30 protein-coding genes are annotated in these 26825 nt (G+C 69.9%); 13 read left to right on the forward strand and 17 right to left on the reverse strand.

Annotated elements, in window-relative coordinates; translation table 11 throughout:
* Window positions 1–744 carry a peptidylprolyl isomerase gene (locus KBZ12_RS03785; RefSeq protein WP_254956425.1) on the forward strand — a complete coding sequence of 248 codons (744 nt, stop codon included), beginning with the start codon at window positions 1–3 and terminating at the stop codon, window positions 742–744.
* Window positions 745–775: 31 nt separating this feature from the next.
* Here KBZ12_RS03785 and ilvN read toward each other — a convergent pair whose 3' ends face one another.
* Together ilvN and KBZ12_RS03795 are read right to left on the reverse strand one after the other, a co-directional pair.
* Window positions 776–1306, reverse strand: a complete 531-nt coding sequence (ilvN, locus tag KBZ12_RS03790; RefSeq protein WP_094583928.1) for an acetolactate synthase small subunit — start codon at window positions 1304–1306, stop codon at window positions 776–778.
* A gap of 88 nt (window positions 1307–1394) precedes the next feature.
* Window positions 1395–2354 carry an alpha/beta fold hydrolase gene (locus KBZ12_RS03795; RefSeq protein ID WP_254956427.1) on the reverse strand — a complete coding sequence of 320 codons (960 nt, stop codon included), beginning with the start codon at window positions 2352–2354 and terminating at the stop codon, window positions 1395–1397.
* A 25-nt stretch (window positions 2355–2379) separates the two neighbouring features.
* Between KBZ12_RS03795 and KBZ12_RS03800 the strand changes: the two genes are divergently transcribed.
* The 4 genes from KBZ12_RS03800 (at window position 2380) to KBZ12_RS03815 (ending at window position 4976) form a co-directional block, all read left to right on the forward strand.
* Window positions 2380–3549, forward strand: coding sequence for a N2,N2-dimethylguanosine tRNA methyltransferase (locus KBZ12_RS03800; RefSeq protein ID WP_254956429.1), 1170 nt, complete (start codon window positions 2380–2382; stop codon window positions 3547–3549).
* Between the two features lie 26 nt (window positions 3550–3575).
* Window positions 3576–3674: a cytochrome b6-f complex subunit PetM gene (gene petM, locus KBZ12_RS03805; RefSeq protein WP_015108796.1), complete on the forward strand. Its 99-nt coding sequence runs from the start codon at window positions 3576–3578 to the stop codon at window positions 3672–3674.
* A 72-nt stretch (window positions 3675–3746) separates the two neighbouring features.
* Window positions 3747–4709: an NAD(P)H-binding protein gene (locus KBZ12_RS03810; protein WP_254956430.1), complete on the forward strand. Its 963-nt coding sequence runs from the start codon at window positions 3747–3749 to the stop codon at window positions 4707–4709.
* 51 nt (window positions 4710–4760) lie between these two features.
* On the forward strand, window positions 4761–4976 hold the full coding sequence (locus tag KBZ12_RS03815) for a hypothetical protein (RefSeq protein WP_254956431.1): 216 nt from the start codon (window positions 4761–4763) through the stop codon (window positions 4974–4976).
* On the opposite strand, the gene KBZ12_RS03820 is transcribed toward KBZ12_RS03815, so the two are convergent.
* Window positions 4948–5565 carry a pseudouridine synthase gene (locus KBZ12_RS03820; RefSeq protein WP_254956432.1) on the reverse strand — a complete coding sequence of 206 codons (618 nt, stop codon included), beginning with the start codon at window positions 5563–5565 and terminating at the stop codon, window positions 4948–4950. The genes KBZ12_RS03815 and KBZ12_RS03820 overlap by 29 nt on opposite strands.
* Window positions 5566–5800: 235 nt before the next feature.
* Here KBZ12_RS03820 and infA point away from each other — a divergent pair, with 235 nt between their 5' ends.
* Window positions 5801–6070 (forward strand): translation initiation factor IF-1, encoded by a 270-nt coding sequence (gene infA, locus KBZ12_RS03825; protein WP_015108791.1) that lies wholly within the window; start codon window positions 5801–5803, stop codon window positions 6068–6070.
* Between the two features lie 16 nt (window positions 6071–6086).
* On the opposite strand, the gene KBZ12_RS03830 is transcribed toward infA, so the two are convergent.
* Together KBZ12_RS03830 and KBZ12_RS03835 are read right to left on the reverse strand one after the other, a co-directional pair.
* Window positions 6087–6323, reverse strand: coding sequence for a hypothetical protein (locus KBZ12_RS03830; RefSeq protein WP_254956433.1), 237 nt, complete (start codon window positions 6321–6323; stop codon window positions 6087–6089).
* Window positions 6324–6497: 174 nt separating this feature from the next.
* A complete protein-coding gene (locus KBZ12_RS03835; protein WP_254956434.1) occupies window positions 6498–7976 on the reverse strand; it encodes a DEAD/DEAH box helicase in 1479 nt (492 codons plus the stop codon).
* Between the two features lie 116 nt (window positions 7977–8092).
* On the opposite strand from KBZ12_RS03835, the gene KBZ12_RS03840 reads away from it, so the two are divergent.
* Genes KBZ12_RS03840 through KBZ12_RS03855 form a run of 4 tightly spaced genes read left to right on the forward strand, consistent with a single transcriptional unit; the run spans window position 8093 to window position 12015 of the window.
* A complete protein-coding gene (locus KBZ12_RS03840; RefSeq protein ID WP_254956436.1) occupies window positions 8093–9250 on the forward strand; it encodes an NAD(P) transhydrogenase subunit alpha in 1158 nt (385 codons plus the stop codon).
* Entirely contained in the window at window positions 9247–9540 is a 294-nt protein-coding gene (locus KBZ12_RS03845) for an NAD(P) transhydrogenase subunit alpha (protein WP_015108787.1), read from the forward strand. The genes KBZ12_RS03840 and KBZ12_RS03845 overlap by 4 nt, the downstream gene beginning before the upstream one ends.
* A complete protein-coding gene (locus KBZ12_RS03850) occupies window positions 9537–10967 on the forward strand; it encodes an NAD(P)(+) transhydrogenase (Re/Si-specific) subunit beta (protein ID WP_254956437.1) in 1431 nt (476 codons plus the stop codon). Before KBZ12_RS03845 ends, KBZ12_RS03850 begins: the two co-directional genes overlap by 4 nt.
* Before the next feature lie 16 nt (window positions 10968–10983).
* Complete coding sequence (locus tag KBZ12_RS03855; protein ID WP_254956439.1) at window positions 10984–12015, forward strand: alpha/beta fold hydrolase; 1032 nt, start codon at window positions 10984–10986, stop codon at window positions 12013–12015.
* Here the strand turns inward: KBZ12_RS03855 and KBZ12_RS03860 are convergent.
* Both KBZ12_RS03860 and KBZ12_RS03865 read right to left on the reverse strand, forming a co-directional pair.
* Complete coding sequence (locus tag KBZ12_RS03860) at window positions 11990–12340, reverse strand: ferredoxin (protein ID WP_254956441.1); 351 nt, start codon at window positions 12338–12340, stop codon at window positions 11990–11992. The two genes, KBZ12_RS03855 and KBZ12_RS03860, sit on opposite strands and share 26 nt — an antisense overlap.
* Window positions 12337–13587 (reverse strand): 1-deoxy-D-xylulose-5-phosphate reductoisomerase, encoded by a 1251-nt coding sequence (locus tag KBZ12_RS03865; protein ID WP_254956444.1) that lies wholly within the window; start codon window positions 13585–13587, stop codon window positions 12337–12339. The genes KBZ12_RS03860 and KBZ12_RS03865 overlap by 4 nt, the downstream gene beginning before the upstream one ends.
* Before the next feature lie 92 nt (window positions 13588–13679).
* On the opposite strand from KBZ12_RS03865, the gene KBZ12_RS03870 reads away from it, so the two are divergent.
* Window positions 13680–13901 carry a hypothetical protein gene (locus KBZ12_RS03870; protein WP_254956445.1) on the forward strand — a complete coding sequence of 74 codons (222 nt, stop codon included), beginning with the start codon at window positions 13680–13682 and terminating at the stop codon, window positions 13899–13901.
* Between the two features lie 144 nt (window positions 13902–14045).
* On the opposite strand, the gene KBZ12_RS03875 is transcribed toward KBZ12_RS03870, so the two are convergent.
* The 9 genes from KBZ12_RS03875 to polA all read right to left on the reverse strand — a co-directional run bounded on the left by KBZ12_RS03875 (window position 14046) and on the right by polA (window position 24517).
* Complete coding sequence (locus KBZ12_RS03875) at window positions 14046–14264, reverse strand: hypothetical protein (RefSeq protein WP_254956446.1); 219 nt, start codon at window positions 14262–14264, stop codon at window positions 14046–14048.
* A 68-nt stretch (window positions 14265–14332) separates the two neighbouring features.
* Complete coding sequence (locus tag KBZ12_RS03880; protein ID WP_254956447.1) at window positions 14333–14800, reverse strand: hypothetical protein; 468 nt, start codon at window positions 14798–14800, stop codon at window positions 14333–14335.
* A gap of 349 nt (window positions 14801–15149) precedes the next feature.
* Window positions 15150–15434 (reverse strand): hypothetical protein, encoded by a 285-nt coding sequence (locus KBZ12_RS03885; RefSeq protein WP_254956448.1) that lies wholly within the window; start codon window positions 15432–15434, stop codon window positions 15150–15152.
* Between the two features lie 252 nt (window positions 15435–15686).
* Window positions 15687–16781 (reverse strand): DUF1501 domain-containing protein, encoded by a 1095-nt coding sequence (locus tag KBZ12_RS03890; RefSeq protein WP_254956449.1) that lies wholly within the window; start codon window positions 16779–16781, stop codon window positions 15687–15689.
* A complete protein-coding gene (locus tag KBZ12_RS03895; RefSeq protein ID WP_254956450.1) occupies window positions 16778–17857 on the reverse strand; it encodes a DUF1800 family protein in 1080 nt (359 codons plus the stop codon). Before KBZ12_RS03895 ends, KBZ12_RS03890 begins: the two co-directional genes overlap by 4 nt.
* A gap of 113 nt (window positions 17858–17970) precedes the next feature.
* Window positions 17971–19440, reverse strand: a complete 1470-nt coding sequence (cysS, locus tag KBZ12_RS03900; RefSeq protein WP_254956451.1) for a cysteine--tRNA ligase — start codon at window positions 19438–19440, stop codon at window positions 17971–17973.
* Window positions 19437–20600, reverse strand: a complete 1164-nt coding sequence (gene rfbB / locus KBZ12_RS03905; RefSeq protein WP_254956452.1) for a dTDP-glucose 4,6-dehydratase — start codon at window positions 20598–20600, stop codon at window positions 19437–19439. Before rfbB ends, cysS begins: the two co-directional genes overlap by 4 nt.
* Window positions 20601–20628: 28 nt before the next feature.
* Entirely contained in the window at window positions 20629–21528 is a 900-nt protein-coding gene (gene rfbD / locus KBZ12_RS03910) for a dTDP-4-dehydrorhamnose reductase (protein WP_254956453.1), read from the reverse strand.
* A gap of 43 nt (window positions 21529–21571) precedes the next feature.
* Window positions 21572–24517 carry a DNA polymerase I gene (gene polA, locus KBZ12_RS03915; RefSeq protein WP_254956454.1) on the reverse strand — a complete coding sequence of 982 codons (2946 nt, stop codon included), beginning with the start codon at window positions 24515–24517 and terminating at the stop codon, window positions 21572–21574.
* Window positions 24518–24579: 62 nt separating this feature from the next.
* On the opposite strand from polA, the gene KBZ12_RS03920 reads away from it, so the two are divergent.
* On the forward strand, window positions 24580–25155 hold the full coding sequence (locus KBZ12_RS03920) for a DUF1643 domain-containing protein (RefSeq protein ID WP_254956456.1): 576 nt from the start codon (window positions 24580–24582) through the stop codon (window positions 25153–25155).
* Window positions 25113–25355, forward strand: a complete 243-nt coding sequence (locus tag KBZ12_RS03925) for a hypothetical protein (protein WP_254956457.1) — start codon at window positions 25113–25115, stop codon at window positions 25353–25355. Before KBZ12_RS03920 ends, KBZ12_RS03925 begins: the two co-directional genes overlap by 43 nt.
* Before the next feature lie 17 nt (window positions 25356–25372).
* Here KBZ12_RS03925 and gltX read toward each other — a convergent pair whose 3' ends face one another.
* Window positions 25373–26815, reverse strand: coding sequence for a glutamate--tRNA ligase (gltX, locus tag KBZ12_RS03930; protein ID WP_254956459.1), 1443 nt, complete (start codon window positions 26813–26815; stop codon window positions 25373–25375).
* Window positions 26816–26825 lie beyond the last annotated feature (10 nt).

Below are 26825 nucleotides of genomic sequence, written 5' to 3' on the forward strand. Positions count from 1 at the left end.
ATGGCTCAGCGAGGCATGAACCAGCACCGGTCCCCGGCCTCCCTTGGGTGGCGGTTGCTGCTCCTGGTGGTTCTGGGGCTGACGCCCCTCGGCCTGGCGGCCTGCGCTGCCGACAAGGGCAACCAACCGCTGGGCTGTGAGGCGGCCACCACCCCCTGCCTGCAGGGAACGGCGGTGGTGGCCATGGAGACCAGCAAGGGACCGGTGGAAGTCACCCTGGACGGCGCGGCGGCACCGCTCACGGCTGGCAACTTCGTTGATCTGGTGCGGCGCGGGGTCTACAACGGCACGGTGTTTCACCGGGTGGTCAAGGAACCGGTGCCCTTCGTGGTGCAGGGCGGCGACCCCAGCAGCGCCGATCCCAAGGTGGCCCCCAGCGACTACGGCTCGGGCGGTTTCGTCGACCCCGCCAGTGGCGAGTCCCGGCGCATACCCCTGGAGCTCAAGCTCGGTGGCACCCAGGAACCCCGCTACGGCGAGGAGATCACCACCCCCACCGCCACGCGCCAGCTGGCCCTCACCCATGAGCGCGGCGCCATCGCCATGGCCCGCTCCAACGATCCCAATTCCGCCAGCGCCCAGTTCTACGTGGCCCTGCAGGCCCTGCCCGAGCTGGATGGCCGCTACGCGGTGTTCGGCCGTGTGAGCAAGGGGATGGATGTGATCGACCGGATCCAGCAGGGCGACAAGCTGATCCGGGCCCGGGTGATTGAGGGGGGCACGCTGGTCAAGAAGAAGCCCTGAGGCCCTCTCAGGCGGGGACGTGCTTGCTCTCTCAGGCGGGGACGCGCTTGTCGGAGACGGTGGCCTTGAGCAGCTCGGTGTTCACCCCCGAGGCTCGCTCCAGGGCCACCTTGCCCGTGCGGGCGATCTCCAGGATCCCGTAGGTCTCCAGCAGCCGCTCCAGGGCCACCAGCTTGCCCGGATCCCCCACCACCTCCAGAGTCAGGGCGTCGTCGGCCACATCCACCACCTTGGCCCGGAAGACCTGCACCAGATCAAAGATGGCGCCGCGGTTCTCCGCCGGTGCCGCCACCTTCAGGAGCATCAGCTCGCGCTCCACCGCCGGAATGGTGGAGAGGTCGATCACGCCGAGCACGTTGATCAGCTTGTTGAGCTGCTTGGTCATCTGCTCGAGGGTGCGGTCGTCACCCTCCACCACCATGGTCAGACGGGACATGCCGCGGTGTTCCGCCGGCCCCACCGCCAGGCTCTCGATGTTGAAGCCCCGCCGGGCGAACAGACCGGAGATGCGGCTCAGGGCGCCCGATTCGTCTTCCACCAGCACCGAAAGGGTGTGCTTCATGTCGGGCTCGTGATCGGGGTGCGGCGGGGGACCGGAGGCAAAGCCGGCATGGTCTAACCAAAGGTACGCGCCAGGGGAGGCCTGCCCTTCAGCCCGTCGGCAGCCGCTCCAGCCAGCTCAGCACCACGCCATGGAAGGCGTCGGGGGTCTCATCGTGGGGACAGTGGCCGCAGGAAGGCACCACGTGCAGGTCGAGGTCCGCGCGTAACCGCAGGCACTGCTGGGAGACCTCCACCGGCACCAGCCGGTCCTGGGCGCCCCAGATCAGCAGGGTGGGCCGACCCCGCTGTTGCAGCAAGGCGACGGCGGTGGCACGGAACGGCCGCAGGGCCATGCCGATACTCATGGCCCGCAGGGCCCGCACCGCCCCGGGGCGTCGGGCGGGCCGGGCGATCAGCCGACGCAGCTCCTGGTCGCCGATCACCGGGTGGCGGTAGGCCGACTGAATGCCCAGGTCGAGCAGGGGGGAATGGGCCAGCAGCGGGACGACCAGCTCCAGGGGCAGGAGCCGCAGCAGGCCGTGGATCACCCCCCGCTTCAGTCGCCGTCGCCAGGGGGGGCGGCGCGGGGGGCGGCGCCCGGCCATCAGCAGGCTGGGATCGGGCAGGGGTGCCGCCACCACGGCCCGCACCCACAGCGGGGCGTAGACGCTGCAGGTCAGGGCCACCAGGCCGCCGAGGGAATGGCCCACCAGCACGGCAGGCCCCTGGACCACCTCCGCCAGGAAGGCCTGCACCTGCCTCGACCACAGGCGGTTGTCGAGGGCCTGGTGGCGGTCCAGCCCCGGCTGGCTGGAGGCACCGAAGCCGATCAGGTCGAGGCCGTAGACGCACCATCCCGCCGCCGCCAGGGGGCCGGCATTGCGGCGCCAGTGGCCGCTGGCGGCCCCGAAGCCGTGCAACAGCACCAGCGCCGGCCCGTCAGGGGGGCCCAGGCGGCGCCAGTGGCAGCCGTGGCCGCGCCAGTCCCACCGGGCGTGGTCCCCCCAGTCGGCTCCCTGCTGCGGTGCGGCCTCCCCGGGGGCAGGCTGGGGGTCGGCGGACGACACCGATGGTTGCGGCAAGGACCCGGACTTGAGCGAACCCCCTCACTATTGCGAAGGTGCGGCCCTGGTGGAGACCGGTGACGGCTTCTTCCGACCCGCCTCCAGGCCGGCCAGGGACTCCGGTGTGCTGCTGGCGCGGACCTTGGCCGCCGCCGGCCCGGATCGGCCCGTGCGGGTCCTTGATGGCCTGGCGGGCTGCGGCATCCGGGCCCTCCGCTACGGCCTGGAGGGCGGCGCCACGGCGGTGTGGGCCAACGACGCCGACCCGGACCGCCTGCCCCTGCTGGAGCGGAACCTCGCCCGGTTGCCCGTGGCCGTGGAGCGGCAGATGAGCACCAGCACGGCCCAGCAACTGCTGGCCGGTTGCCTGGTGGAGGGGCGCCGCTTCGAGCTGGTGGACCTGGATGCCTTCGGCTGTCCGGCCGCCCTGGTTCCCCTGGCCCTGGAGGCGGTGGCCTTCGGCGGCGTGCTCTACCTGGCCAGCACCGACGGCCGCTCGGCCACGGGCCATGACCGCCGCGCCGCCGTGCGCCGTTTCGGTGCCGCCGCCCGGGCCCACCCCGCCAGCTGGGAGATCGCCCTGCGCCTGCAGCTGGGGCTGCTGGCCCGAACCGCCTGGGCGATGGGGCGGGGGCTCACCCCCCTGCTGAGCTTCAGCGAAGGGCGGGCGTTCCGCACGGCCGTGCGACTGGCGCGGCATCCCGCCGCTGGGGAGGAGGCCCAGCTGGGCCTGGTGGCCCACTGCCATGGTTGCGGCGATCAGCAGGTGCAGAGCCTGTTGCGGCTTGGCCGCTGGCGCCCCTGCACCTGCCCTGGGGCTGCCTCGGGCGAGGGGCCGGCCCTGGCGGTCAGCGGCCCGCTCTGGATCGGCCCCCTCCAGGATCCCGGCACGCTGGCGGCGATGCTGCAGCAGGCCGAGGAGGGGGGTGGTGCCCACCTGGACCGGCCGGGCCGACGACTTTTGCAGCGGCTCCAGGACGATCCGGCCGTGACACCCCGCTGCTGGCCCGTGGATGCGATTGGCCGCCACCTGGGCCAGGGGCCCCCGCCGCTGGCCCAGCTGGTGGCGGCACTGAGGGCGGAGGGGTTCGCAACGGCGGCCAGCGGCGTGATGGCCGGCCAGTTGCGCAGCGAGGCCCCCTGGCCGGTGATCGTGGCCACGGCCCGGGGGCTGGTGGCCACGAAGGCTGCTAGATAGGTAGCCCGTTTCCCTCTGTCCGGGCCATGGCCTCTGAAATCTTCGGCACCGCCGCCATCTTCTGGGTGCTGATCCCCGTCGGGCTTGCGGGCGGCGCCCTGCTGCTCAAGCTCCTGAACGACTGAGCGCCGGAGCCCCGGCTCCGCGCTGGGGCCGGACGCACCTTTAGGCTCAGCCCGCTTCCTTTGCAGGGGTCCATGAAGGTTCTGGTTGTCGGTGGAACAGGAACCCTCGGTCGCCAGATCGCCCGCCGTGCCCTTGATGCTGGACACACCGTCCGCTGCATGGTGCGCTCGCCCCGCAAGGCCGCCTTCCTGCAGGAATGGGGCTGTGATCTCACCCGCGGTGACCTGCTGGAGCCCGCCAGCCTCGATTACGCCCTGGAGGGGCAGGAGGCCGTGATCGATGCCGCCACGGCCCGGGCCACCGATGGCGGCAGTGCCTACGAGATCGACTGGGACGGCAAGCAGAACCTCTTCGCCGCCTGTCGGCGGGTCGGTCTGGGGAGGTTGGTGTTCGTGTCGCTGCTGGATGCGGCCAAGCACCGGTCCGTGCCGCTGATGGACATCAAGGCCTGCACCGAGGCGTGGCTTGAAGCGTCCGACCTCGACTACACGATCCTGCGTGGTGTCGCCTTCATGCAGGGGCTGATCAGCCAGTTCGCGATTCCCGTGCTGGAGAGCCAGACCGTCTGGGTGAGCGGAGCACCGACGCCGATCGCCTACATGAACACCCAGGACGTGGCCCGTTTCGCCGTGGCGGCCCTGGAGCGGCCCGAAACGATCCGGCGGGCGTTCCCGGTGGTGGGTCCCCGGGCCTGGATCACCGGGGAGATCACCCAACTCTGCGAGCGCTACAGCGGCCGCGAAGCCCGGGTGTTTCGGGTGCCGCCGGTCCTGTTGCGGCTGATGCAGTCGGCCACGGGATTTTTCGAGGCCAGCCTCAACGTCGCCGAACGGCTTGCGTTCGCTGAGGTGGTGGGCGGCGGCGAGCCCCTCACCGCGCCCATGGAGGCCAGCTATGCCGCCTTCGGCCTGGATCCAGCCGAAACCACCCTTCTCGAGGATTACCTCAAGGAGTACTACGACACGATCCTGCGGCGTCTGCGGGAGATGGAGTCCGACCTCGACAAGGAAGCCAAGAAGAAGCTGCCGTTCTGAGCGCCAAGACGCGACAGTTCGTGTGTACTATTGCAGCGTTTGGCGACGGCCATGGCGATTTCCCAGATCAAGAACCTGCAGCGGCGTCTGGCCAACCTGGAGGAGGAGGCGATCGCCGAGCTCACACGCGCCTGCGGCCATGAGCTCTGGGCCTCCCTGGGCTTCGATGCCTTCGACAGCCTGGAGGATCCCGACCGACGCGCCCGGGCGAACTATTACTACGGTCAGCTCCAGACGGTCAGGGAACTGAAAGACGCCCTGGTCTGAGCAGCGCCGCCAGGCGTTGGCGCTCGATGGGGCTCACGGCGCGCCAGGTGCCGGGGGCCAGGCCCACCAGATCCAGGGGCGGGCCGCCGTCCATCAGGTCGATTGCCGTACGCAGCAGGCGCAGGGTGGGCAGCCCCACCGCCGCGGTCATGCGCCGCACCTGGCGGTTCCGCCCCTCGCGCAACTCCAGTTCCAGCCAGTCGGTGGGCACCCGCAGCCGGTGGCGGATCGGCGGATCCCTTTCAGACAGGGCGGGGTCCGCCACGGCCCGGGCCCGGGCCGGCAGGGTGCGTCGCCCCTGGACCATCACCCCCTGCCGGAGGCTGTCGAGGGCCGGCGGGGTGATCACACCTTCCACCTGCACCAGATACCGGCGCCAATGGCCCTGGGCCGGGTCGGTGAGCCTCGCTTGAAGCCGCCCATCGTCGGTGAGCACCAGCAGTCCCTCGCTGTCCGCATCCAGGCGGCCGGCGGCGTAGACGCCCGGTTGATTGACCAGATCGGCCAGGGTGCCCCATGGGCTGCCCGGTTCCGGGGTGAACTGGCTGAGCACCCCGTAGGGCTTATGGAGCAGCAGGGTCGTCGTCACTGCTCCGGCAGGGTCAGGCGCTTTCCCGGGCCCGCCAGAGGTTGACCACGCCGATCGAGATCAGCAGCAGGCCCAGATCCATCGAAATGGGAGGAAGGATCATGGGGTGGGGCCAGGGGCGCTCTTTCGGCTGACCCTATCGCTCCTGTCTTGCCACCGTGTGACGGGCTTGGGAGCGGGCACGGCCGGCGCTTAAGCTGAAACTCTGTTGTTTTCCTCAAGCCAGCCTTCCCGCATGATCGAAACGTCCGGTGTGATCGAAAAGGAGCAGGGCAACGGGTTCTACCTCGTCACCCTCGAGCAGCCTGCCGGTCACCAATGCCTCTGCCGGGCGGCGGGCAAGCTGACCAAGTTCCGGATCAAGCTGCTGGCTGGGGACAAGGTGCTGGTGGAGATCAGCCCCTACGACCTGACCCGGGGCCGCATCACCTACCGGGAGCGCAATGCCGGAGCCACCGGACCGAGGCCGGGGGGCAACCGTCCCGGTGGGCCCAGGCGCCGCTGAGGCCGGCTCGAGCCGCTCAGATTTCCAGCAGGCCGTCGGTTTCCGGACGACGGCCGAGGTCCAGATCCCTCGGCACCATCAGAACGTTGGCCTGAAGCAGTTCGGGGTGGTCTTCCAGGGTGAGCAGCCACTCACGGAATTCCTCGTTGATGGCGTAGCTGTCTTCGAACAGTTCACGGCCATCAAGGGCAGCCCGGCGGGCCAGGGCCCAGCAGACCGCCACGGTCACACGACGATGGACAGCCGCATCCATGGGAGCATCAAAAGAAGCGTCCTGTTCGCTTGAATCGTCTCTTGGCCTGTCCATCGGGGTGATCTCGGTGGATGTCCTGGTGTGCCCACGTTGGCTGTTGGTGGACTCCTCGACGGTGTTGGTTGTCACATCGTTGCAGGAAAGCCAGCGGCGGCAAGCCAAGTGGGGGAGAAGTTAAGCCAATTGGCGTCGAATCAACGGCAACACGGGCCCGCTGACGCTGAGCATCCGCCCGGCGTCGTCCGCCAGGGCCTGCAGCGGCAGGCCTTGGCCGCTCCCCGGGGAGCCGCCCCCGCCGGGGGCCACCTCCGGGGGGCGTGGGCGGATCACGTAGGGCTCACTCACGGTCCAGCCCCTGGCGTAGCTGATCAGCAGGGGATCGGCCGGAGCGAACACGTAGGACGGCAGGCGCGGGATGGTTTCCTGACCGGAGCGATCCCCGTCCATGCGCACGGCCCTGGTGATCGCCTGAACGAAGCGGCTGCGGGTGACCACGGTGGTCAGGTAGGCCACCACCCGTAGCCGGGGGGCATCGAAGCCTTCGGCGCACATGTCGATGCTCACCAGCCAGTCGGCCTCCCCGGCCTGGAACGCCGCCAGGCGCTGGGCCGCCTCCGGATCCTGGGAGTGCACCAGGTGCACCCGGTCCCCTTCCTTGGCCAGCAGGTCGGCGATGCTGCCGGCATGGCCGATGTCGCGGGCCACCACCAGGCCGCCGGCCCCCGGATGCTCCAGCCTTACCCGCTCCAGGCGTCGGCGGGCCTGGAGCAGCAGCCGCAGGGCGATCCCGCCCCGATCCCCGGGTCGGATGGCCCGGCGCAGGTTGCGGGCCCGCCAGCTCTCCCGCTGCTCCGCCGACAGGGGGGAGATCTCGCGGTCCCGCCCATCCTCCGGACGCCCGTGTTCGACCCAACCGTCCTGGAAGCGGAATTCCAGGGGCCGCACGTCACCGGCGGCGATCAGGGCCCGGGGCTCGACGCAGAGGTCCGGAATGATGCGCTCGGCCGGACCGTCCTGGTCGTGCATCCGGATCCGACGGCCTGAACAGAAGCCCAGGTTGTCAGCGCGGAAGGGGGTGCCGGTGAGACCCAGCCGCAGCTGGGCGCCGCCGCTGAGGCTGCTGAAGGCGTGCCCCCAGGCCGTGGCCTTCGGTTCAAGAGGATCGAGGCCCAGGTGGTGCACCTCGTCGCCGATCGCGAGCCAGCGCCGGCCATGGAGATGGCCGACCAGTTCCTGCTCCAGGCGGCTTCGGTGCAGGGCGGCCGCCTGGTAGCTGAGCAGCAGGCCCTGGCCGGTCGCCGCCGGGGGCGCCCCCCCCGGGTCCCACTCCCGCAGCACCAGGCCGAGGCGGGCGGCGGCGCCGATCCACTGGCGGCCGATGGCGCTGCGGTGGCAAAAAACCACGAACCGCTCCAGCCGTCCTTCCCGTTGCAACTGCTGGAAGGCGAGCAGGGCCCCCAGGGTCTTGCCGGCGCCGGGACCGGCGTGCAGGAGCACGTCCTGGCCCCCGGGGGTCGCCGCGACCAGCCGGGCCCGCAGCAGCTGGATCAGGCGCCGCTGCCAGGCCCGGGGCTCGGGGCCGCAGGGAGTCCCGGCGACGCCCCGCAAGCCGCCATCGCGGCCCAGACCCAGATCGAAGGACGGTGGCGCCATGGGCCGATTCTGCTGGGCTGGCCAGGGCCCGGTGGGCGTGTCCGCACATTGGCGCCCGGTTGCTTGCCGTCACCGGCGGGGCTGTCTATTGCGGAAGGAGTGTGTGTGGCCCCGCGTTGGTCAAATTGCTGATTCCCAGGGAGACGGCTCCCGGAGAGCGGAGGGTCGCCGCGACCCCCGAAACGGTCAGGCGCCTGGTGGTCAAGGGGGCGACCCTTCAGGTGGAGCGGGGGGCGGGCCAGGCGGCCGGCTTCCTCGACGCCGACTACGCCGCCGTGGGCGCCGAGCTGTGGGACGGGGACGCCGCGGCCTGGGGGGCGGTCGATGGGGTGCTCTGTGTGCAGCCCCCGCGGAGCGAGGATCTTGGCCGCCTGCGGGAGGAAGCCCTGCTGGTGGGCCTGCTGGCCCCCTACGGCGCCACCGCCCTGGTGGCGGCGCTCAATGGCCGGCGGGCCTCCGCCATCGCCCTTGAGCTGCTGCCGCGGATCACCCGGGCCCAGTCGATGGACGTTCTTTCCTCCCAGGCCAACATCGCCGGCTACAAGGCGGTGCTGCTGGCGGCCGCCGCCCTCGATCGCTACGTGCCGATGCTGATGACGGCGGCGGGCACGATCCAGCCCTCCAGGGTGCTGATCCTGGGTGCGGGCGTCGCTGGTCTTCAGGCACTGGCCACCGCCCGCCGCCTCGGCGGTGTGGTGTACGTCTCGGATGTGCGGCCGGCGGTGAAGGAGCAGGTGGAATCCCTCGGGGGCCGCTTCATCGACCCGCCGCAACTGGAGGAGGCCCCCGCCGAGGTGGGCGGCTACGCGCGCCAGGCCAGCGAAGCCTTCCTGGCGGCCCAGCGCCAGCAGCTGGCCGACCAGCTGGCCCTGGCCGACATGGTGATCTGCACCGCCCTGGTGCCCGGCCGGCCGGCACCCCGCCTGATCAGCGAAGAGATGCTCGATGGCATGCGGCCCGGAGCGGTGGTGGTGGATCTGGCCGTGGCCCAGGGGGGCAACTGCTTCGGCACGATCCCCGGGGCCACGGTGGAGCGCCGGGGCGTGCTGCTGATCGGGGCCGATGCCCTGCCCAGCACCGTTCCCAACCACGCCAGCGCCCTTTACGCCCGCAACATCGCCACCCTGGTTGAGCACGTGCTGGGCGAGGACGGCTTCCGGCTGGATCCGGAGGATCCGATCCTGGACGGCTGTCTGCTCACCTTTGCCGGCGCCTGCCGCCGCGACGACATCGTCGAGCCCGCCGGCCTGTCCCCCATCGGAGCCCGTTCATGAGCCTTCTGACGCAGTCCCTCTGGGTGCTCCTGCTGGGCAGCCTGCTGGGGCTGGAATTGATCGGCAAGGTGCCCCCCACCCTGCACACCCCCCTGATGTCGGGGGCCAATGCCATCAGCGGCATCACCGTGCTGGCGTCCCTCACCCTCATCCAGCAGGCCGGAGACAACACGGCCCTGCTGGTGATCGGAGCCCTTTCCCTGGGTTTCGCCCTCTACAACGTGATCGGCGGCTTCCTGGTCACCGATCGCATGCTCGCCATGTTCCGCCGCAAGGGTGACAGCCGATGACGTTCTCCATGGATGCTTTTGCCGCCGCCATCGATCTGGCGGCCGTTCTCCTGCTGGCCCTTGGCATCAAAGGCCTCTCGAAGGTGAGCTCCGCCCGTGGGGCCAACGCCCTGGCGGCCCTGGCCATGGGTCTGGCCGTGGTGGGGCTGCTGATCGAGATCCGGCCCGATCCGATCGCCTGGCTCTGGATCGCCGCCGGCAGCGCCGCCGGCGGATTGGCCGGCCTGGTGACGGCCCGCCGGGTGCCCATGACCGCCATGCCGGAAACGGTGGCCCTGTTCAACGGCTGCGGCGGCATGGCCTCCCTGCTGGTGGCCATGGGAGTGGCCCTGTTCGATACGGGGGATGCCGACATCGTCGCCCTGGTGTCGATCGCCGTGTCGGTGTTCGTCGGCGCCATCACCTTCAGTGGCTCGATCGTGGCCATGGCCAAGCTCCAGGGCTGGCTGGACACCCCCGGCTGGACCCAGAGCCGCCTGCGCCACGGCGTCAACATCTCCCTGGCGGTGCTTTGCCTGGTCTCGGCCCTGCTGCTGCCCGGCGATCCCTCCGGCCTGCCCCTGTGGCTGCTGATGGGCGGCTCCACCCTGCTGGGCATCGGCGTCACCCTGCCCATCGGCGGGGCCGACATGCCCGTGGTCATCTCCCTGCTCAACTCCTATTCCGGGGTGGCGGCGGCGGCGGCGGGCTTCGTGGTGGGCAGCCAGCTGCTGATCGTGGCCGGCGCCATGGTGGGGGCGGCGGGCCTGATCCTCACCCAGGTGATGTGCACCGCCATGAACCGTTCCCTGGTGTCGGTGCTCTTCGGCGGTGCCCTCGGGGCCAGCGCCGGCGCCGTGGGCGGTGGCGGCAGCGAGGCGGGCTACACCCGCATCACCAGCTGCAGCGCCGAGGAATGCGCCATGGCCCTGGAACAGGCCGAGCGGGTGGTGTTCGTGCCTGGCTACGGCCTGGCGGTGGCCCAGGCCCAGCATTCCCTGCGGGAGCTGGCCAAGCTGCTCGAGAGCCATGGGGTGGAGGTGAGCTACGCCATCCATCCGGTGGCGGGACGCATGCCGGGCCACATGAACGTGCTGCTGGCCGAGGCCGACGTGCCTTACGAGCAGCTGCTGGAAATGGACCTGGTCAACCCCGAGTTCCCCCGCACCGACGTGGTCATCGTGCTGGGGGCCAATGATGTGGTGAACCCCCAGGCCAAGAACGACCCCACCAGCCCCCTCTACGGGATGCCCGTGCTGGAGGTGGACCAGGCCCGCCAGGTGTTCGTCGTCAAGCGCAGCCTCGGGGCCGGCTATGCCGGCATCAACAACGCCCTGTTCGAAATGCCCCAGACCGCTATGGTATTCGGGGATGCCAAGGCGGTGCTCAATGGCCTGCTGAGCGAGCTCCGGTCCATGGGCGTAGGCAAGGTGAAGGTGTCGGCCTGAGGGTGGGGCCCCGCTCGTGTCCCAGCTACCCGACCGCCTTGGCCTGAGCCCGTTCCGCCAGCGCGCCCCGTGGATCGGCGGGGATCTGCAGACCCTGCGGGATACCCTGCGCCCCCAGCGCTTTCCCCCCGATCGCGCCGAGGCTCTGCCGATCCCCCTGGCGGACGGCGACCAGTTGGTGGCTCTGCTGGACCGTCCCGACGATGGAGCACCGATCGGCCTGGTGCTGGTGCTGCATGGTCTGGGGGGCTCCGGCGACGGCCCAGGCCCGCGGCGACTGGCCCAGGCCCTGGCCGCCGAGGGTTTCGCCGTGCTGCGCCTTAACCTGCGGGGGGCCGGCCGCGGCCGACCCCTTGCCCGGGGCACCTACTGCGCCATCTGCAACGACGACCTGCGGCCGGCCCTGGCCCGGGCCCGGCAACTGGCCCCTGACCTGCCACTCTTCGGCGCCGGCATTTCCCTGGGGGGCACGGTGCTGCTCAACGCTGGCCTGGGCGGCATGGGCTTGGATGGCCTGGTCTGCGTCAGCAGTCCCCTCGATCTGACCGTCTGCGCTGACCAGTTCGAGCGCCGCCGCAACCGGTTGTACCAGCGCTGGCTGATGGAGCGCCTGCGGGAGCAGACCCTGGCCGATCCGGGGGGGCTCCTGGAGGCGGAGCGCCAGGCGCTGGTGGGGCCAAGGCGTGCCCGCACGATCCGGGGTTTCGATGCGGCCATCACGGCGCCGCGCTGGGGCTTCGCCTCGGTGGCCGCCTACTACGCCGCCGCCAGTCCCCTGGGCCCCCTGCTCGAAGGCCAGCCCCTGCCCCCCACCCTGCTGCTGCATGCCGGCGACGATCCCTGGGTGCCGGTGGGGCCCCTGCGGCAGCTGGCGGCCAGGGTTTCCGGCCAGGCGGCGACCGGCGCGGGATCGGCCCCCACGGTGCTGATCACGCCCCAGGGCGGCCACAACGGCTTCCATGCCCCTGGCGACGGACCGGCCTGCTGGGCCGACCGGCTGGTGGTGGCCTGGCTGAAGCGCCTCAGCCGGGGGGAAGGGGGCGGCTGAAGGGGGTGCGGCGCACGATCCATTCCTCAATGGGCTCCCCGCCAATCACATGCTGGTGCACGATTCGCTCGATCCGCTCAGGGGTGACGCCGCCGTAGGTGAGGCCCTCCGGCCAGATCAGCAGCACCGGGCCCTCGCAGCAGACACGCAGGCAATCGGCCTTGGTGCGCAGCACCACCCCCTGGGGCCGGCCGGGCTCCTCCAGCCCCAGCTCCCGCACCAGCTGCTTGAGCCGGTCCCAGCTGGCCGCCCCAACGGCCGGGTCGCCACAGAGCGCCTTGGTGGGCGTGGCGCAGAGCAGCAGGTGGTGCTGAACCCCGCTCATGCCGACAGGGCCGGGGTTGGTTGGACGCGGAGCGCGACCGCCGCCTCGCGGGTGGCCTGGCGCGCCCAGCCGTCCACCGCCAGCACGTCGTCGAGGCAGGGGGTGCTGTGGTGGTCGACGCGGTGGCGGTCGCAGACCCGCTCGATCAGCTCGGGGATGGCGAGGAAGGGAATCGCCTCCTCCAGGAACAGGGCCACCGCCTGCTCGTTGGCGGCATTGAGCACGGCGGGCATGGTGCCGCCGGCCCGGCCGGCGGCGTAGGCCAACGCCATGCAGGGGTATTTCTCCCGGTCGGGGGCGCGGAAGGTGAGCTGGCCCACGGCGGTGAGATCGAGGCGACGCCAGGGGGTCTCCAGCCGCTCCGGCCAGCTGAGGCAGTAGAGCAGGGGCAGCTTCATGTCGGGCCAGCCCAGCTGGGCCAGCACGGAGGAATCGGCCAGCTCCACCATCGAGTGGATGATGCTCTGGGGGTGGATGACGATCTCAATGTGGTCGTAGTCGAGCCCGAACAGGTAGTGGGCTTCGATCACCTCCAGCCCCTTGTTCATCAAGGTGGCCGAATCCACCGTGATCTTGCGCCCCATGCTCCAGTTGGGGTGGCTGGTGGCATCGGCCACGGTGGCCTTGGCCAGGTCGGCGGCGGGCCAGTCGCGGAAGGCGCCGCCGGAGGCGGTGAGCTGGATCCGCCGCAGACCGGGCGTCGGCACGCCGGTGGAGAGGCGGGCGGTGTCCGCCCAGGGGGTGCCCTGCAGGCACTGGAACAGGGCTGAATGCTCTGAGTCGGCGGGCAGCAGCCGGCTGCCGCTGCGCTGCAGTTCGGGCAGCACCACCGGGCCGGCGGCGATCAGGGTCTCCTTGTTGGCCAGGGCCAGGTCCTTGCCGGCCCGGATCGCCGCCAGGGTGGGCAGCAGACCGGCGCACCCCACGATGCCGGTGACCACCAGATCGGCGCTGGGCCAGGCGGCGGCGGCGCAGAGGCCCTCGGATCCCCCCACCAGCTCGGGCAGCCGGGCCGGGCGCCGCGCCGGTTCCAGGGCCGCCAGGCGGCTGGCCAGCTCGGCGACCAGGTCGGCCTCGGCCAGGGCCACCACCTCCGGCTGGTGGCGGATGATCTGCTCCACCAACAGATCAAGGTTGCGGCCGGCGGTGAGGGCCACAACGCGGAAGCGATCGGGGAACTCCTCGGCGATCTCCAGGGTCTGGGTGCCGATCGACCCGGTGGAGCCCAGCACGGCGATGGCTTTCACAGGCTGGCCCCAGCAGGATTCATGGCGTCCCAGTGTCCCATCTCCGGCCGCCGGCGGTGCTGGCTTAACTGGGACGACACCGAATCGCTTTCATGTCTTGGCTGCAGCGCTGGAACTTCATCGAGCGGGCTCGGATCGAGCGCCAGCTCTGGGAAGCCTTTGAGCGTCGCGAGGATCTTGAGGCATTGGTGGAGGACTGCCGCCAGGCGGTGGCGGCCGGCGATCGCGAACGGGCCTTCCAGCTGGAGGTGTGGCAGACCACCCTGCAGCGGATCCGCAAGATTGAAAAACTGATGGCCGATAAGCGGCCCTGAATGATGACCAGCCAGATCCCCTGAGCCGGCGGGTGCCCGATCAGCACGCCAGCTGGGCTGCACCCGAGGCTTACGCGATGACCGCCGATCCCCCCGAAGGCTGTCGATCCAGGCTGGAAGCGGCGCCTCGGCGGGGCAGGGTGGTCATGGCTGCCTGCGGCGGCGGCCCAGGGCATAGCCCACGACCATTCCGACCGCACCGCCGGCAAGGGCACCTTGAAGTTGCAGCATCTGACGGCGAAACCGCCAGGGCACGGCGCCAAGCTGCAGCCCCACCAGCAGGGCCACCACCACGACCAACACCAGACTGGCGCCCACGGGCCAGCGGAGACGGGAGGGATCGGGACGCAGGGGCAGGCTCATGCTGCGACAGTTCCATTGACCTGGAGGATGGGGCCAAAAGGTACCACCATCTGAACTTCACAGAGGCCCTACCCACGGGCTTGTTTGCAGCGACCTCCGCGGTCGATCAGCCATAGCTCCAGCTGCCCCCTCGGCACCTTGGAGGAGAGGCTCCAACCGCTGAGATCGGTGATTCCGCCCCACTCTTTCGACCCAATGATCACCCACGAACGGGGCCAGGTTGTGCCCGCCTTCGTGCCTGGGTTGGCGGTGATGCTGTTGGTTACCTTCACCAGGGCCTCCGCCGTTCCCCGATCGGCGTCATGGAACAGCTTCACCTGGGAATGGCTGGCGCAGGCCTTGGTGCTGGAGGCGACATACCGCAGTGAGAGATCCACGAAATATCCATTGATCGCCAGGATTTGGGCGACTTCGGTCAGTGGTTTTTTAAGTTCTTTGCTGTCGTAATGTATGAACACATGTGGCTGGTCAGGTGGCTTTCCGTGCCTTTCAGACACGAGTTGCTTCTGCTGATCTCTGACCATGACAGTGGCCACGATCTCTGAGGCGGCAATCACATCCTCCTAAGATAACTCGTTGCGCTGGATCGCCCCCTCGCCCGCCAGGCCTTGCAGACCGCTGTTGGTGATCCGGCTGGAAAGGGGCTGCTCTGAGCGGGCCGACGAGCTGGTATTGATTTCCGCCAACTATTGAACGGCTGTGCGCAGCAGCTCATCATGGGAGGCTTTGCCAGGCCACCACCAATTCCAGAGGCCGAGGGCCGATGCATAACGACATTCAGGTCTTGATCAGATCATGCAGTGATTTCCCTGGATCTTTCTTGTTGCTGGTTGTTTGGAACACGAGATGCTCTCCGGCATCGGACAGGCGATCAAAGCCTTCTCCTCATTCCTTGTTGAGGCCCCGGACCAGGGCCAGCATGATTCGGTGGATGTGGGCGAGGCGTTGACGTCCGCTGTCATTTTTCTTGATGAGCAAATTACCTTTGGCCCTGTCGTACAAGAGGACTTCATCTAGCACCCGGCTCAGGGGCATCTCATGATTAACTCCTTCGATAGGACTTCTGCTTGGCAGTGTATGCTCAATCGCCAGAATCGAGACACTACGTTGGATGTCTTCGGCATGTTTGAGATTGTCAATCTGCTTTGCCAGCATTTCTGATGTGCTCATCCTTGAGATCAGGCTGCTGACACCCAGCAACGTAAGAATTCCCACCAACAAGCTGGGAAGTTGCAGTATGTTCTGACGAAACCAAAGCAGTAGCGTGAAGTCTTTTTTGTAGGCGGTGGATCATCCATTGGGGGTTTCCAATTGAATCGGAAGGCAGGGTTGTGACGCCAGCACGCTGGGTTCTGATTAACAACGCAGCATTCCTTTGGTCGGCTGGTTGTCAACCGTACTCTGGATCGCAGATCACAACAATCAGAGGTGCAAAAGCTTCTCGTAGAGCTTCTGCGGTGCGAGCCCGGCGATGAGATCCCCCCGCCCATCCAGCCGCTCCAGATCTGGATAGGTGCCCAGGAAGGGATGGGGCACCCCATCGCCCAGCAACAGGGCGATCGAGGCACTGCCGTGATCGGTGCCGTTGCTTTCATTCTCCCGCAGCCGCCGGCCGAATTCACTGGTGGCCAGCAGGCAGACCTCGGGACGACCCGGCAGCAGCTTCAGCCCCCGCTCAAAGCCGGCCAGGGCACTGGCCAGTTCGGCCAGCACCTTGCCATGGCGCGACCCCTGGCCGGCATGGGTGTCGTAGCCGCCCTGGGCCATCTGGATCACGGGGGGAGCCGCACCCGAACCGATCAGCTGCAACGCCAGAGCCACCTGCGGCCCCAGGCCCCCCCGCGGCAGTTGCAGGCCCTCCGGGGGCGGCCGCAGGGCCTGCCGCAGCCGGAGCAACTCCCTGCGGCCGTTCGCTTCCAACGCCAGCATCCTGCGCAGCAGGGCATGGTTTCCGGCCTGGGCGGGATCGACCCGGGCCGGCAGGCGACCCTGCAGCTGGGCCGGTGCCATCTGTATCGCTAAGGCCCTCCCCCCCTCCAGGGCCGCGGAGCCCGTTGGACCCAACGCCACCAGGGGCCCCCGCGATCCGCGCCGATCCAGGGCGGCCGCCAGCCAGCCTGGCCCCGATCCGCTGGTGGTGCCGGTGGCCCACTGGTCGATGGCCTTGAAGTGGCTCCGGGTGGGCTGCTCCCAGCCCACCCCCAGGGCGAAGGCCAACCGCCGGGCTTTCCAGATCGGCAGCAGTGGTGCCAGCGCCGGGTGGAGGATCAGATCTGCATCGAGGGCCGGTCCATCGTCAATGGCGAGGCTGGGGCGTGCCTGCTGGTAGCGCGGATCTCGGAACGGAATCACGGTGTTGAGGCCGTCATTACCCCCCCTCAACTCCAGCAGCACCAGCACCCGTCCTGGCTGGCCGCCGGCCCGTGCGCCGTGCTGCAGCTGCTCCACCCACGCCGACACAGCCAGGCTGGCGGCCAGGGCTTCAGCACTGCGCTGCAGAAACTGGCGTCGTTTCATGCGAACTGCCAGGCAGGATCGGTGAACAGCAAGCCCATGGCTTCCCTGGAGACAGCCAATGGCAGGGTGAACGTCAGCGGCGGGATGGCGGTCACGCCAACAACGAGCGTCCCAGGAGTCCGCCGCGACGCCCACACCTCCTCATCCGAGAGCAGGGCCTGCAGCCCCCGCACCCGGGCCTGCTGCCAGCGCAGATTGATCCACTCACCGTTCACAGGCCAGCCCTTCACCGAGGGGGGATCGAACGGCTCCTGGCCCATCCGGCCGAGGTGCTGCCGGGCGATCAGCAAGGCATCGGGATGGCGGCTGCCCAGCAGGCGCAGGCTGCGCGCCATCATCAGGATCGGATCCTCAAGCCGCTGGCCCCTGTTGGCCGGGGCCGTTGCTGATCGCCGCAACGCTTGCATCAGCCAGGGCAACGCCAGCCCCTGTTGGCGCCAACGGCCGGCCAGGGCTTCGAGCTGTCCGCCCGTTGGCGCCACGCCCACCATCCTCGGCCAGAGGCGCCGCACCAGATTCAAGGCGGTGGCCTGTTGCTGGCACAGCCAGGCGGCCAGCGACGCCCCCTCGAAGGGCTCTCGGCGACCCAGAATCGTTTTCAGACCCGCATCATGTTGGCGGGGATCGACGAATAGGCGGCCATCCGCCCCTCTCCGGAAGCCGGTGAGCGCCCGGGCCGTTTCGCTCACATCCCGTTCGCGAAAGTGTCCTTCTCCGAGCGTAAATAGTTCGAGCAGTTCTCGGGCGAAGTTCTCATTCGGATTCCTGCGGCGGTTCCCCAGCCCATTCAACGAGATCTGCAGGGCCGTGTCCTGAATCATCGCCTGCAACAGATCGCTATAGCTGCCCTGCAGATGGGCGCGGATCGTGGCGATCTGAGCCTCCAGCAGCCGCATATCGGACAGCTGCCGCCACGACACCGGAAACAGCCCCAGCCAGAGCTGCACCAGCTCATCGTCGGCGCGGCCCTGGCCGAAGGCGAGCCGCTCCAGCCAGTGGGCCTGCAGCTCCTGGACCTCCCTCAGCCTGCAGGCCACTGGACGCTTGGGAGTGCCGATCGGGGGGCAGACGCTCATCGCAGCAGCCAGAATTCAGATGGGACGTGGCAGTGGAGGCGTCCCTGGCAGTATTTTCACACGGGGATTAATGCTTGTTGCGTCTGGAACACGGCCTTGCAGGAGGCCCCGCGTCAGCTCCGCACCCAGTCGGTCAGACCGCCCGGTCGGTCGATCAGCTCGATCCCTTCGGTGGCCAGTTCGGCCCGGATGTGGTCGGCGCTGGCGAAATCGCGGGCGGCCTTGGCGGCCCGCCGCGCTTCGATCCGTTCCAGGATCGCTGCCCCATCCATCGCCCCCTCCACGGCCTCCTTTGCCGGGTCCGCCTCCAGCCCCAGCACACCAGCCAGCTCCCGCAGCAGCAGCCAACGCCGCTCAAGTTCGGCAGCTTCTGCGGCGGCGCCCGCTTCCTGCTCACCGCGCTCCAGCCGGTTGGCCAGGGCCCGCAGCGGCCGGGCCAGCTCGAACAGCACCGCCACGGCCGCCGAGGTGTTGAGGTCGTCGTCCATGGCGGCGGCGAAGCGCCCGCGGGCCTCGGCCAGCACCTCGCTGTGCTCCAGACTGGCCGTCGCCGGGTCGCCGCCCCAGCCCAGGGCCGCCCCGTGGCGCTCCCCCAGGCCCAGGGCGCCGTCCAGACCCTTCCAGCCCGTGGCCGCCGCCTCCAGGGCCTCGGCGGTGAAATCCAGAGGCTTGCGGTAATGGGCCTGCAGCACGAACAGCCGCAGGGTCATCGGCCTGACGCCGCTTTCCAGCAGCGCACGGATCGTGGTGAAGTTGCCCAGCGATTTGGACATCTTCTCGCCGCCCACGTTGACCATGCCGTTGTGCAGCCACCAGCGCGCCAGGGGCTGGCCGCTGGCCGCCTCCGACTGGGCGATCTCGTTCTCGTGGTGCGGAAAGATCAGGTCGGCGCCACCCAGATGGATGTCGATCGTGGTGCCGAGCTCCTCGCGCACCATCGCCGAGCATTCGATGTGCCAGCCCGGACGCCCCGGCCCCCAGGGCGAGGGGAAGCTGGGTTCCCCCGGTTTGGCCCCCTTCCACAGGGCGAAATCAAACGGATGGCGCTTGCGGGCCTCCTCCGCCTCCTTGGTGCGGCCGCTGGCCCCTTCCTGCTGCTCCTCCAGCGTGCGGCCGCTGAGCTTGCCGTAGTCGGCCTGGCGCATCACGGCGAAGTACACATCACCATCGGCGGAGTAGGCCGCCCCCTTGGCCTCCAGCTCGCCGATCAGCTGCCGGATCGCGTCCAGGCTACGGGTGGCCCGGGGCATCCGGTCGGGGGGAAGGATGTGCAGGGCGGCCATGTCCGCCTGAAAGGCGACGATGTTGCGCTCGCTCACCACCGCCATCGAGCTGCCCTCCTCCTCGGCCCGCTTGAGGATCTTGTCGTCGATGTCGGTGAAGTTCTGCACGAAGGTGACGGCATAGCCGCTCCACACCAGATATCTCCGCAGCACGTCCCAGACGATGTAGCTGCGGGCGTGGCCCAGGTGGCACAGGTCGTAGACCGTGACGCCACAGCAGTAGATCGACACTGTCCCCGGTTGCAGCGGCTCGAACGGCTCGCAGCGGCGGCTGAGGGTGTTGGTGAGCCGCAGGGTCAATGGCCCGCTCCCGCCACGGCTCCCGCGCCAGCACCCGCCTGGCCCAGGCGGCCGCCGCCGTAGCCGGCCCTCCCCCTCACGTTGGTGCACCAGTCGCCGTGCTCCAGGTACCAGCACACCGTTTCCTTGAGGCCCTGGTTGAAGTCATGGCGTGGCTGCCAGCCCAGTTCGGTGCTGATCCGCAACGGGTCGATGGCGTAGCGCCGGTCATGGCCTGGCCGGTCGGCCACCGGTGTGATCAGGCCGGCGTGGGGGGAGCCGGCGGGCCGCAGCTCGTCCATCAGGGCGCAGATCGCCTGCACCACCTCCTTGTTGGTGCGCTCGCCATGGCCGCCGACGCAGTAGCTGCGCCCTACTTCGCCGCTGGTGGCCGCCAGCAGTAGGGCTTCCACGTGGTCCTCAACGAAGAGCCAGTCGCGCACGTTGGCCCCATCGCCATAGAGCGGAATCGGCTCGCCGGCGGCGGCCTTGAGGATCACCACCGGGATCAGCTTCTCGGGGAACTGCCAGGGGCCGTAGTTGTTGCTGCAGTTGGTCAGCACCACCGGCAGCCCGAAGGTGTGGTGCCAGGCCTGCACCAGGTGGTCGCTGCCCGCCTTGCTGGCCGAGTAGGGGCTGCGCGGGTCGTAGGGGGTGGTTTCCGAGAACCGCCCGGTGGCCCCTAGCGAACCGAACACCTCGTCGGTGCTGATGTGGTGGAAGCGGAACTGATCCCGGCGCTTCGGCGCCAGGCCCTCCCAGTGGGTCCGCACCGCCTGCAGCAGGTTGTAGGTGCCCATGACGTTGCTGACAAGGAACGCGCCCGGATCGTCGATCGAACGGTCGACGTGGCTTTCGGCCGCCAGGTGCAGCACCAGATCCGGATCGGCCTGCCGCACCGCCGCTGCCACGGCCTCCCCATCGGCCAGATCCACCTGCAGCAGGCGGTGCCGTGGGCCGTCGGAGCGCTCGGCCGCCTCTCCCAGCTCCGCCAGGGTGTTGGTCACGCCCAGCAGATCGCTGGCATAACCCATCTTGTCGAGGTTGAACACCGTCACGGAGCTGCTCCTCAGCAGCCGCCGTACCAGTGCCCCGCCGATGAAACCAGCCCCTCCTGTCACCAGGATGCGGCGACGGCCGGCGAGCAGCACCTGTAGGTCGAGGGGGTGGTTGGGGAGCATCGGGGTGGGGTGAAACGACAGAGGGGGGTCAGGCCTGGGGCAGGGGGATCTGATCCAGCACCTCGGCCAGGGCGGCCTGCCAGTGCTGGCCCTCCAGCTCCAGGGCATGGCGGGTGGTGCTGGTCTCCAGCAGCGAATAGGCGGGGCGCTGGGCCGGGGTGGGGTACTCGGCCGTGGTGATCGGCCGCACCCGGGCCGGGGCCTCGATCAGCCCCCGCGCTGCCGCCAGCGCGCCGATGGCCACGGCGAAGTCGTACCAGCTGGCGGCGCCGCAATCGCTCCAGTGCTGGCGCCCGCTGATGCCCCGCTCGATCACCCGCCAGCAGGCGGCCGCCAGCCCGGCGGTGGCCGTGGGGCAGCCCACCTGGTCGGCCACGATCCCCAGGGCCTCGCCGGTGGCGGCCCTGGCCCGGTGCAGCCGCAGCATGGTGAGGCAGAAGTTGGCCCCCACCGGCCCGTACACCCAGCTGGTGCGCAGCAGGCACAGGCGCTCCGCTGGCAGGGCGGCCGCCGCCCGCCGTTCGCCTTCCGCCTTGCTGGCGCCGTAGACCCCCAGGGGCGCCAGGGGCTGATCGGGTGTGTAGGGATGGCCCTGCTCACCATCGAACACAAAATCGGTGCTCACCTGCAGCAGACGCCCGTCGCCGCTGGCCAGGGCGGCGGCGAAGGCCCCGGGGGCACCGGCGTTCACCGCCTCGGCCAGCGCCGGTTCGGACTCGGCCCGATCCACCGCCGTGTAGGCGCCGGCATTGAGCACCCAGTCGGGCCGGTGCTGCTCCACCGCGGAGCGGCAGGCGGCCGCATCGGCCAGATCCAGCTCGCCCCGGCCCGTGGCGATCAGCTCGATACCGGCAGGAGTCGAGGCCACCAGGGCCTGGCCCAGCTGGCCGTGGCGGCCGGTCAGCAGCACCCGCAACGGTTCAGGCATCGATGGCGGGGGAAAAGCTCAGACGCAGCCTACCTTCGCGTGGCTATTTCGCCTCCATCCAGTTGGGGCCGACCCCGGTGTCCACCGCCAGGGGCACCAGCAGCTGCACCGCCTGCTCCATGGTGCGCCGGGTGAGCTCCCGCACCTCCTCCAGTGCGTCCGGCGCCGCCTCCAGCACCAGTTCGTCGTGCACCTGCAGCAGCAGGCGCGCCGGCAGGCCCGCCGCCGTGAGCGCTTGCTGCAGGCTCACCATGGCCAGCTTGATGATGTCGGCGCTGGAGCCCTGGATCGGGGCATTGGCGGCCGCCCGCAGCTGCTGGGCCTCCATCCCGCCCCGGCGGGCCACCTCCAGGTCAATCTCCAGCGGGTCCTTGCCCCGCAGCCGCCCCAGGCCGCCGGGGTCGAAGTGGAACGGGCGCCGCCGCCCCAGGATCGTCTCCACGTAGCCGCGGCTGAGGGCCAGACGCTCCTGCAGCTCCAGGTACAGGAACACCCGCGGGTAGCGCTGCTTGTAGAGGCTCAGGAACTCCTTGGCCCGGGCCTGGCCCATGCCGGTTTCCCTCGCCAGCCGCTGGGCCCCCATGCCATAGATCACCCCGAAGTTGATCGTCTTGCCCAGCCGCCGCTCCTCCGGCGTCACCGTGTCGGTCTCGAGCAGCAGCCGGGCGGTGAGGGCGTGGACGTCGTCGCCCGCGTTGTAGGCCTGCACCAGCACCGGTTCGCCCGAGAGGTGGGTGAGGATGCGCAGCTCGATCTGGGAGTAGTCGGCGCTGATCATCCGCCAGCCATCCTGGGGCAGGAAGGCCTTGCGGATGCGGCGGCTGAACTCGGTGCGGATGGGGATGTTCTGCAGGTTGGGGTTGCTGCTCGACAGCCGCCCGGTGGCGGTCACCGCCTGGTTGAAATCGGTGTGCACCCGTCCCGTCTCCGGCTCCACCAGCGCCGGCAGGGCCTCCACATAGGTGCTCAGCAGCTTGCTGAGCGTGCGGTGCTCCAGCACCAGCTTCACCACCGGATGGTCATCCTCCAGCTTCTCCAGCACCGCCGCGTCGGTGCTCCAGCCGGTCTTGGTGCGCCGCGACTTCTTGCGGTCGAGCCCCAGGGTGTCGAACAGCAGCTCCCCGAGCTGTTTGGGGGAGGCCAGGTTGAAGTCCACCCCCGCCGCCTCCTGGGCTTCGCTCTCCAGCCGCACCAGGGTGCTGCTGAGCTCCTCGGTCAGCTCCCTGAGGTAGGGCACATCGATGCGGATGCCGGTGGCCTCCATCTGGGCCAGCACCGGCTCCAGGGGCAGCTCCACCTGTTGCAGCAGCAGGGGCAGCTGGGGCCCCATCGCCGCCAGCTGCTCCGCCAGCAGCGCCCCCAGGCGCCGGGTGAGGTGCACGTCCATGGCGCAGTAGAGGGCCGCCGCCTCGACCGGCACGTCGGCGAAGCTCTGCCCCTTGGCCACCAGATCGCCGTAGGCGGTGGGGTGGAAGCCGAAGTTGCGCTCCGCCATCGCCTCCAGGCCATGCTTGTCGTTGGCATCCCGCAGGTAGTCCGCCAGCAGGGTGTCCATCACCACACCGGCCAGGGGCAGCCCATGGCGCAGCAGGATCAGGCGGTCGTACTTGGCGTTCTGGAGCGCCTTGGGGTGGCTGGCGCTGGCCAGCCAGGGCCCCAGGGCCAGCAGCACCGCATCCAGGGGAAGCTGTTCCGGCTCGGGTGGCGGTGTGCTGAGCAGATCGGCGGCCGGCGGGCTGTGGTGGCCGATGGGCACGTAGGCCAGATCCGCCAGCCCCTCCCCCCAGCAGACGCCGATCCCCACCAGCTCCGCCTTGAAGGGATTCAGCGAGGTGGTTTCCGTGTCGAGGGCCACCGGCGCCGCCGGATCGGTGCAGGCCAGCAGCCGCTCCACCAGGGCCGCCAGGGCCTCCGGGGTGGTGATCAGCTCCGGCCGCAGGGCGGGCAGGCTGCCTTCGGCCTCCGGCTCTGTCGCTGCGGGCACCTCCGGCGCCGCTGGATCGCTACTGGGGGCGGCCGTAGCGGTAGCGGTAGCGGCTGTGGCAACGGCAGTGGGCTCGGGGGGCTCCGCCGAGAACAGACGGGCGAAGCCCTCGGTCTGCTTCACCAGGCTGAACAGCTCCAGCTCGGCCAGCCGGGCCCCCAGTCCCTCACTGTCCACCCGCCCCAGGCCCAGGCGCGGCTCCTGGGGCAGGGGGATCTGCACCAGGATCTCCGCCAGCATGCGGGAGCGGAAGGCGTTCTCCCGGTCGGTTTCCAGCTTGGTTTTCAGCGACCCCTTCTGCTCGTCGAGGGCGGCGTAGATGCCGTCCAGGTCGCCGTGGGCCTTGAGCAGGGTCAGGGCCGTCTTGGGCCCCACCCCCTTGACCCCGGGGATGTTGTCGGAGCTGTCGCCGGTGAGGGCCTTGAGGTCCACCACCCCCTCCGGTGGCACCCCCAGCTTCTCGATCACCTGGGCGCGGCGGATCTGGGTCGGGCCATTGTTCTTGGCGTAGGGGCCGCCACCCATGTACAGCACGCTGATGTCACGCGCGTCGTCCACCAGCTGGAACAGGTCACGGTCGCCGGAGAGGATCCGCACCCGCCAGCCCTCGCCCGCCGCCCGGTTGGCCAGGGTGCCGAGCACGTCGTCGGCCTCGTAGCCCGGCGCCATCGACAGGGGCAGGTCAAGGCAGTCCCTGAGGATGGCCTGCAGGTTGGCCAGATCGGCGAAGAAGTGTTCCGGCGCCTCCTCCCGGTGGGCCTTGTAGGCGGCATCCGCCTCATGGCGGAAGGTGGGTTCGGCCGTGTCGAAGGCGATCACCACCCCCTGGGGGGCCAGTCCCTTGCAGTTGTCGAGCAGGGCCTTGAGGAAGCCGTAGGTGACGCTGGTGGGCACCCCGTCCTTGGTGCTCAGGCCCCCCTCACCGCCCTTGGCGAAGGCATAGAAGCTGCGGAAGGCCAGGGAGTGGCCATCCACCAGCAGCAACAGGGGCTTGTCCCGCTCCATGGCTGTCCCTGGGATCTGCCCGCCAATCGCCACAGCCTGCCATCCGGCGGCCCGGAAGCGCCGTGACGGCCATCGGCCGGGCCGCCTTCAGCCGCTGCGGCCATTACCGCTGGTGGCTGGAGCGGGTGTGGGAGCCGCAGGGCGGCCGGCTGCTGTTCATCGGCCTCAACCCCTCCCGCGCCGACCACCGCCACGACGACCCCACCCTGCGGCGGCTGATGGCCTTCGCCGCCGGCTGGGGTTACGGCGGCCTGGAGGTGCTCAACCTTTTCGCCCGCATCAGCCCCAGCCCGGCGGCCCTGGCCCAGGCCGCCGATCCGGTGGGGGCCGCCAACGGGGCCTGGCTGCGGCGGCGTCTGCGGGCCGCTGGTCGCTGCGCCAGCCCCGGGCTGATCTGGCTGGGCTGGGGCAACGGCGGCCGCCGGCTGGGCCAGGACGCCCGGGTTCTGGCGCTGCTGGCCCCCTACCAGCACCGGCTGGTCTGCCTGGGCCTCACCGCCTCCGGCGCCCCGCTGCATCCCCTGTACCAGCCTGCAGTGAGTCTGTTGCGGCCCTATGGGCCATCCTGTGGGCGTTCAGCCGCTGCCGCTGCTCCATGGCCCGCACCCCCCGCCGCTACGCCATCCACCTGTTCCTGATCGGCGGTCACCACCAGGAGGTGCACTTCAACACCATCGAAGAGTTCCAGGCCTGGTACGGCGGCGTGCTGAACGCCGCGGCCCTCGATGCTTTCGTCAACGTGCCGATCAACGACCTGACCAGTGAATTCCTTGTGCTGCGGGCCGGCAGCGTCCAGGCGATCCGGGTGGAGCCGATCTACGGCGCCCTCGACGACTGAAGCCCAGGGGCCCTGCGTCAGAGGGCCGCGGCGATCCGCTCCCGGTCGCTGCCCAGCCGGTGCAGCAGCAGCCAGGTGGTGAGCAGGTCAGGGCCCTTGAGGCTGCCCAGCAGGGCGGCTCGCAGCCCCTTCATCAGCACCCCCTTCTTGACGCCGGCGGCCGTGGCGGCCTCCGCCAGCAGCCCCTGGGCGGTCTCGGCATCGAGTGGGTCCTCCGGCAGCTGTTCCAGCAGGGCGCCCAGGGCGGCGCGGCTGCCGGCGTCGGCCCGCAGGGCCAGGGCCGCCTCATCCGGCTTTGGTGTTTCGAAGAAGGGCGCGGCCTGGTCAACCCCGTCCGCCAGCAGGCTGAGGGAGGGTCCGAGCAGGGCGCAGAGATCCTCCTGCCAGGCGGCGTCGGCGCCGGCCCCATCGCCCCAGCCCCGGGCCTGCCAGAGGGGCAGCAGCCGCTGGCGCAGCTCGCCGGCCGCCAGAGCGTGCAGCACCTGGGCGTTGAGCCAGTTGAGCTTGTCCCAGTCGAAGCGCGCCCCGGCCCGGTTGACCCGCTCGAAGGAGAACACCGCCGCCGCCTGCTCGAGGTTGAAGCGCTCGCCGATCCCCTCCGGCGGCGACCAGCCCAGCAGGGTCATGTAGTTGACCAGGGCCTCGGCGGTGTAGCCCATGGCGCGGAAGTCGCCCACGGAGGTGACGCCATCGCGCTTGGAGAGCTTGCGGCCCTCCTGGTTGAGGATCAACGGGGTGTGGGCGAACAGGGGCGGCGTCAGACCCAGGGCGGCGTAGAGCAGCAGCTGCTTGCCGGTGTTGGCGATGTGGTCCTCGCCCCGGATCACGTGGCTGATGGCCATGGCGGCGTCGTCCACCACCACCACCAGGTTGTAGAGGGGGTCGCCGATGGCATCGGCGGGCGCCCGGCGGGCGATCACCATGTCGCCGCCCAGGTCGCTGCCGGCCCAGCGCATCTCGCCCCGCACCAGATCGTTCCAGGTGATCGTGGCGCCGTCATCGATGCGGAAGCGGATCACCGCCTCGCGGCCCTCGGTGATGTAGGCCTGCTGCTGCTCGGGGGTGAGTTCGCGGTGCAGGTTGTCGTAGCGGGGCGCCCGGCCTTCGGCCTGCTGGCGCTCCCGCATCGCTGAGAGCTCGTCGTCGCTGGCGAAGCAGCGGTAGGCATGGCCGCTGGCCAGCAGCTGGCCGATCGCTTGCCGGTGGGCCTCGATGCGCTCGCTCTGCACCACCGGCTCCTCATCCCAGGTCAGGCCCAGCCAGCGCAGGCCATCGAGGATGTTTTCGGTGAATTCCGGCTTGGACCGTTCCCGGTCGGTGTCCTCGATCCGAAGCAGGAAGGCGCCCCCGAGGTGGCGGGCGAACAGCCAGTTGAAGACCGCCGTACGGGCGGTGCCGATGTGCAGGGTGCCGGTGGGGCTGGGGGCCAGGCGAACGCGTACGGGAACCGTTGCGGGCACGGAAGCGGCT

Source organism: Cyanobium sp. Cruz CV13-4-11, from assembly GCF_024346055.1.
GTDB lineage: Bacteria > Cyanobacteriota > Cyanobacteriia > PCC-6307 > Cyanobiaceae > Cyanobium.

Bases quoted from the DNA above. Each gene is read 5' to 3' on its own strand.
- KBZ12_RS03785 (WP_254956425.1), top strand. From the start codon at position 1: ATGGCTCAGCGAGGCATGAACCAGCACCGGTCCCCGGCCTCCCTTGGG.
- ilvN (WP_094583928.1), bottom strand. From the start codon at position 1,306: ATGAAGCACACCCTTTCGGTGCTGGTGGAAGACGAATCGGGCGCCCTG.
- petM (WP_015108796.1), top strand. From the start codon at position 3,576: ATGGCCTCTGAAATCTTCGGCACCGCCGCCATCTTCTGGGTGCTGATC.
- KBZ12_RS03810 (WP_254956430.1), top strand. From the start codon at position 3,747: ATGAAGGTTCTGGTTGTCGGTGGAACAGGAACCCTCGGTCGCCAGATC.
- KBZ12_RS03815 (WP_254956431.1), top strand. From the start codon at position 4,761: ATGGCGATTTCCCAGATCAAGAACCTGCAGCGGCGTCTGGCCAACCTG.
- infA (WP_015108791.1), top strand. From the start codon at position 5,801: ATGATCGAAACGTCCGGTGTGATCGAAAAGGAGCAGGGCAACGGGTTC.
- KBZ12_RS03830 (WP_254956433.1), bottom strand. From the start codon at position 6,323: ATGGATGCGGCTGTCCATCGTCGTGTGACCGTGGCGGTCTGCTGGGCC.
- KBZ12_RS03835 (WP_254956434.1), bottom strand. From the start codon at position 7,976: ATGGCGCCACCGTCCTTCGATCTGGGTCTGGGCCGCGATGGCGGCTTG.
- KBZ12_RS03845 (WP_015108787.1), top strand. From the start codon at position 9,247: ATGAGCCTTCTGACGCAGTCCCTCTGGGTGCTCCTGCTGGGCAGCCTG.
- KBZ12_RS03850 (WP_254956437.1), top strand. From the start codon at position 9,537: ATGACGTTCTCCATGGATGCTTTTGCCGCCGCCATCGATCTGGCGGCC.
- KBZ12_RS03860 (WP_254956441.1), bottom strand. From the start codon at position 12,340: ATGAGCGGGGTTCAGCACCACCTGCTGCTCTGCGCCACGCCCACCAAG.
- KBZ12_RS03870 (WP_254956445.1), top strand. From the start codon at position 13,680: ATGTCTTGGCTGCAGCGCTGGAACTTCATCGAGCGGGCTCGGATCGAG.
- KBZ12_RS03875 (WP_254956446.1), bottom strand. From the start codon at position 14,264: ATGAGCCTGCCCCTGCGTCCCGATCCCTCCCGTCTCCGCTGGCCCGTG.
- KBZ12_RS03885 (WP_254956448.1), bottom strand. From the start codon at position 15,434: ATGAGCACATCAGAAATGCTGGCAAAGCAGATTGACAATCTCAAACAT.
- KBZ12_RS03890 (WP_254956449.1), bottom strand. From the start codon at position 16,781: ATGAAACGACGCCAGTTTCTGCAGCGCAGTGCTGAAGCCCTGGCCGCC.
- KBZ12_RS03895 (WP_254956450.1), bottom strand. From the start codon at position 17,857: ATGAGCGTCTGCCCCCCGATCGGCACTCCCAAGCGTCCAGTGGCCTGC.
- rfbB (WP_254956452.1), bottom strand. From the start codon at position 20,600: ATGCTCCCCAACCACCCCCTCGACCTACAGGTGCTGCTCGCCGGCCGT.
- rfbD (WP_254956453.1), bottom strand. From the start codon at position 21,528: ATGCCTGAACCGTTGCGGGTGCTGCTGACCGGCCGCCACGGCCAGCTG.
- polA (WP_254956454.1), bottom strand. From the start codon at position 24,517: ATGGAGCGGGACAAGCCCCTGTTGCTGCTGGTGGATGGCCACTCCCTG.
- KBZ12_RS03925 (WP_254956457.1), top strand. From the start codon at position 25,113: ATGGCCCGCACCCCCCGCCGCTACGCCATCCACCTGTTCCTGATCGGC.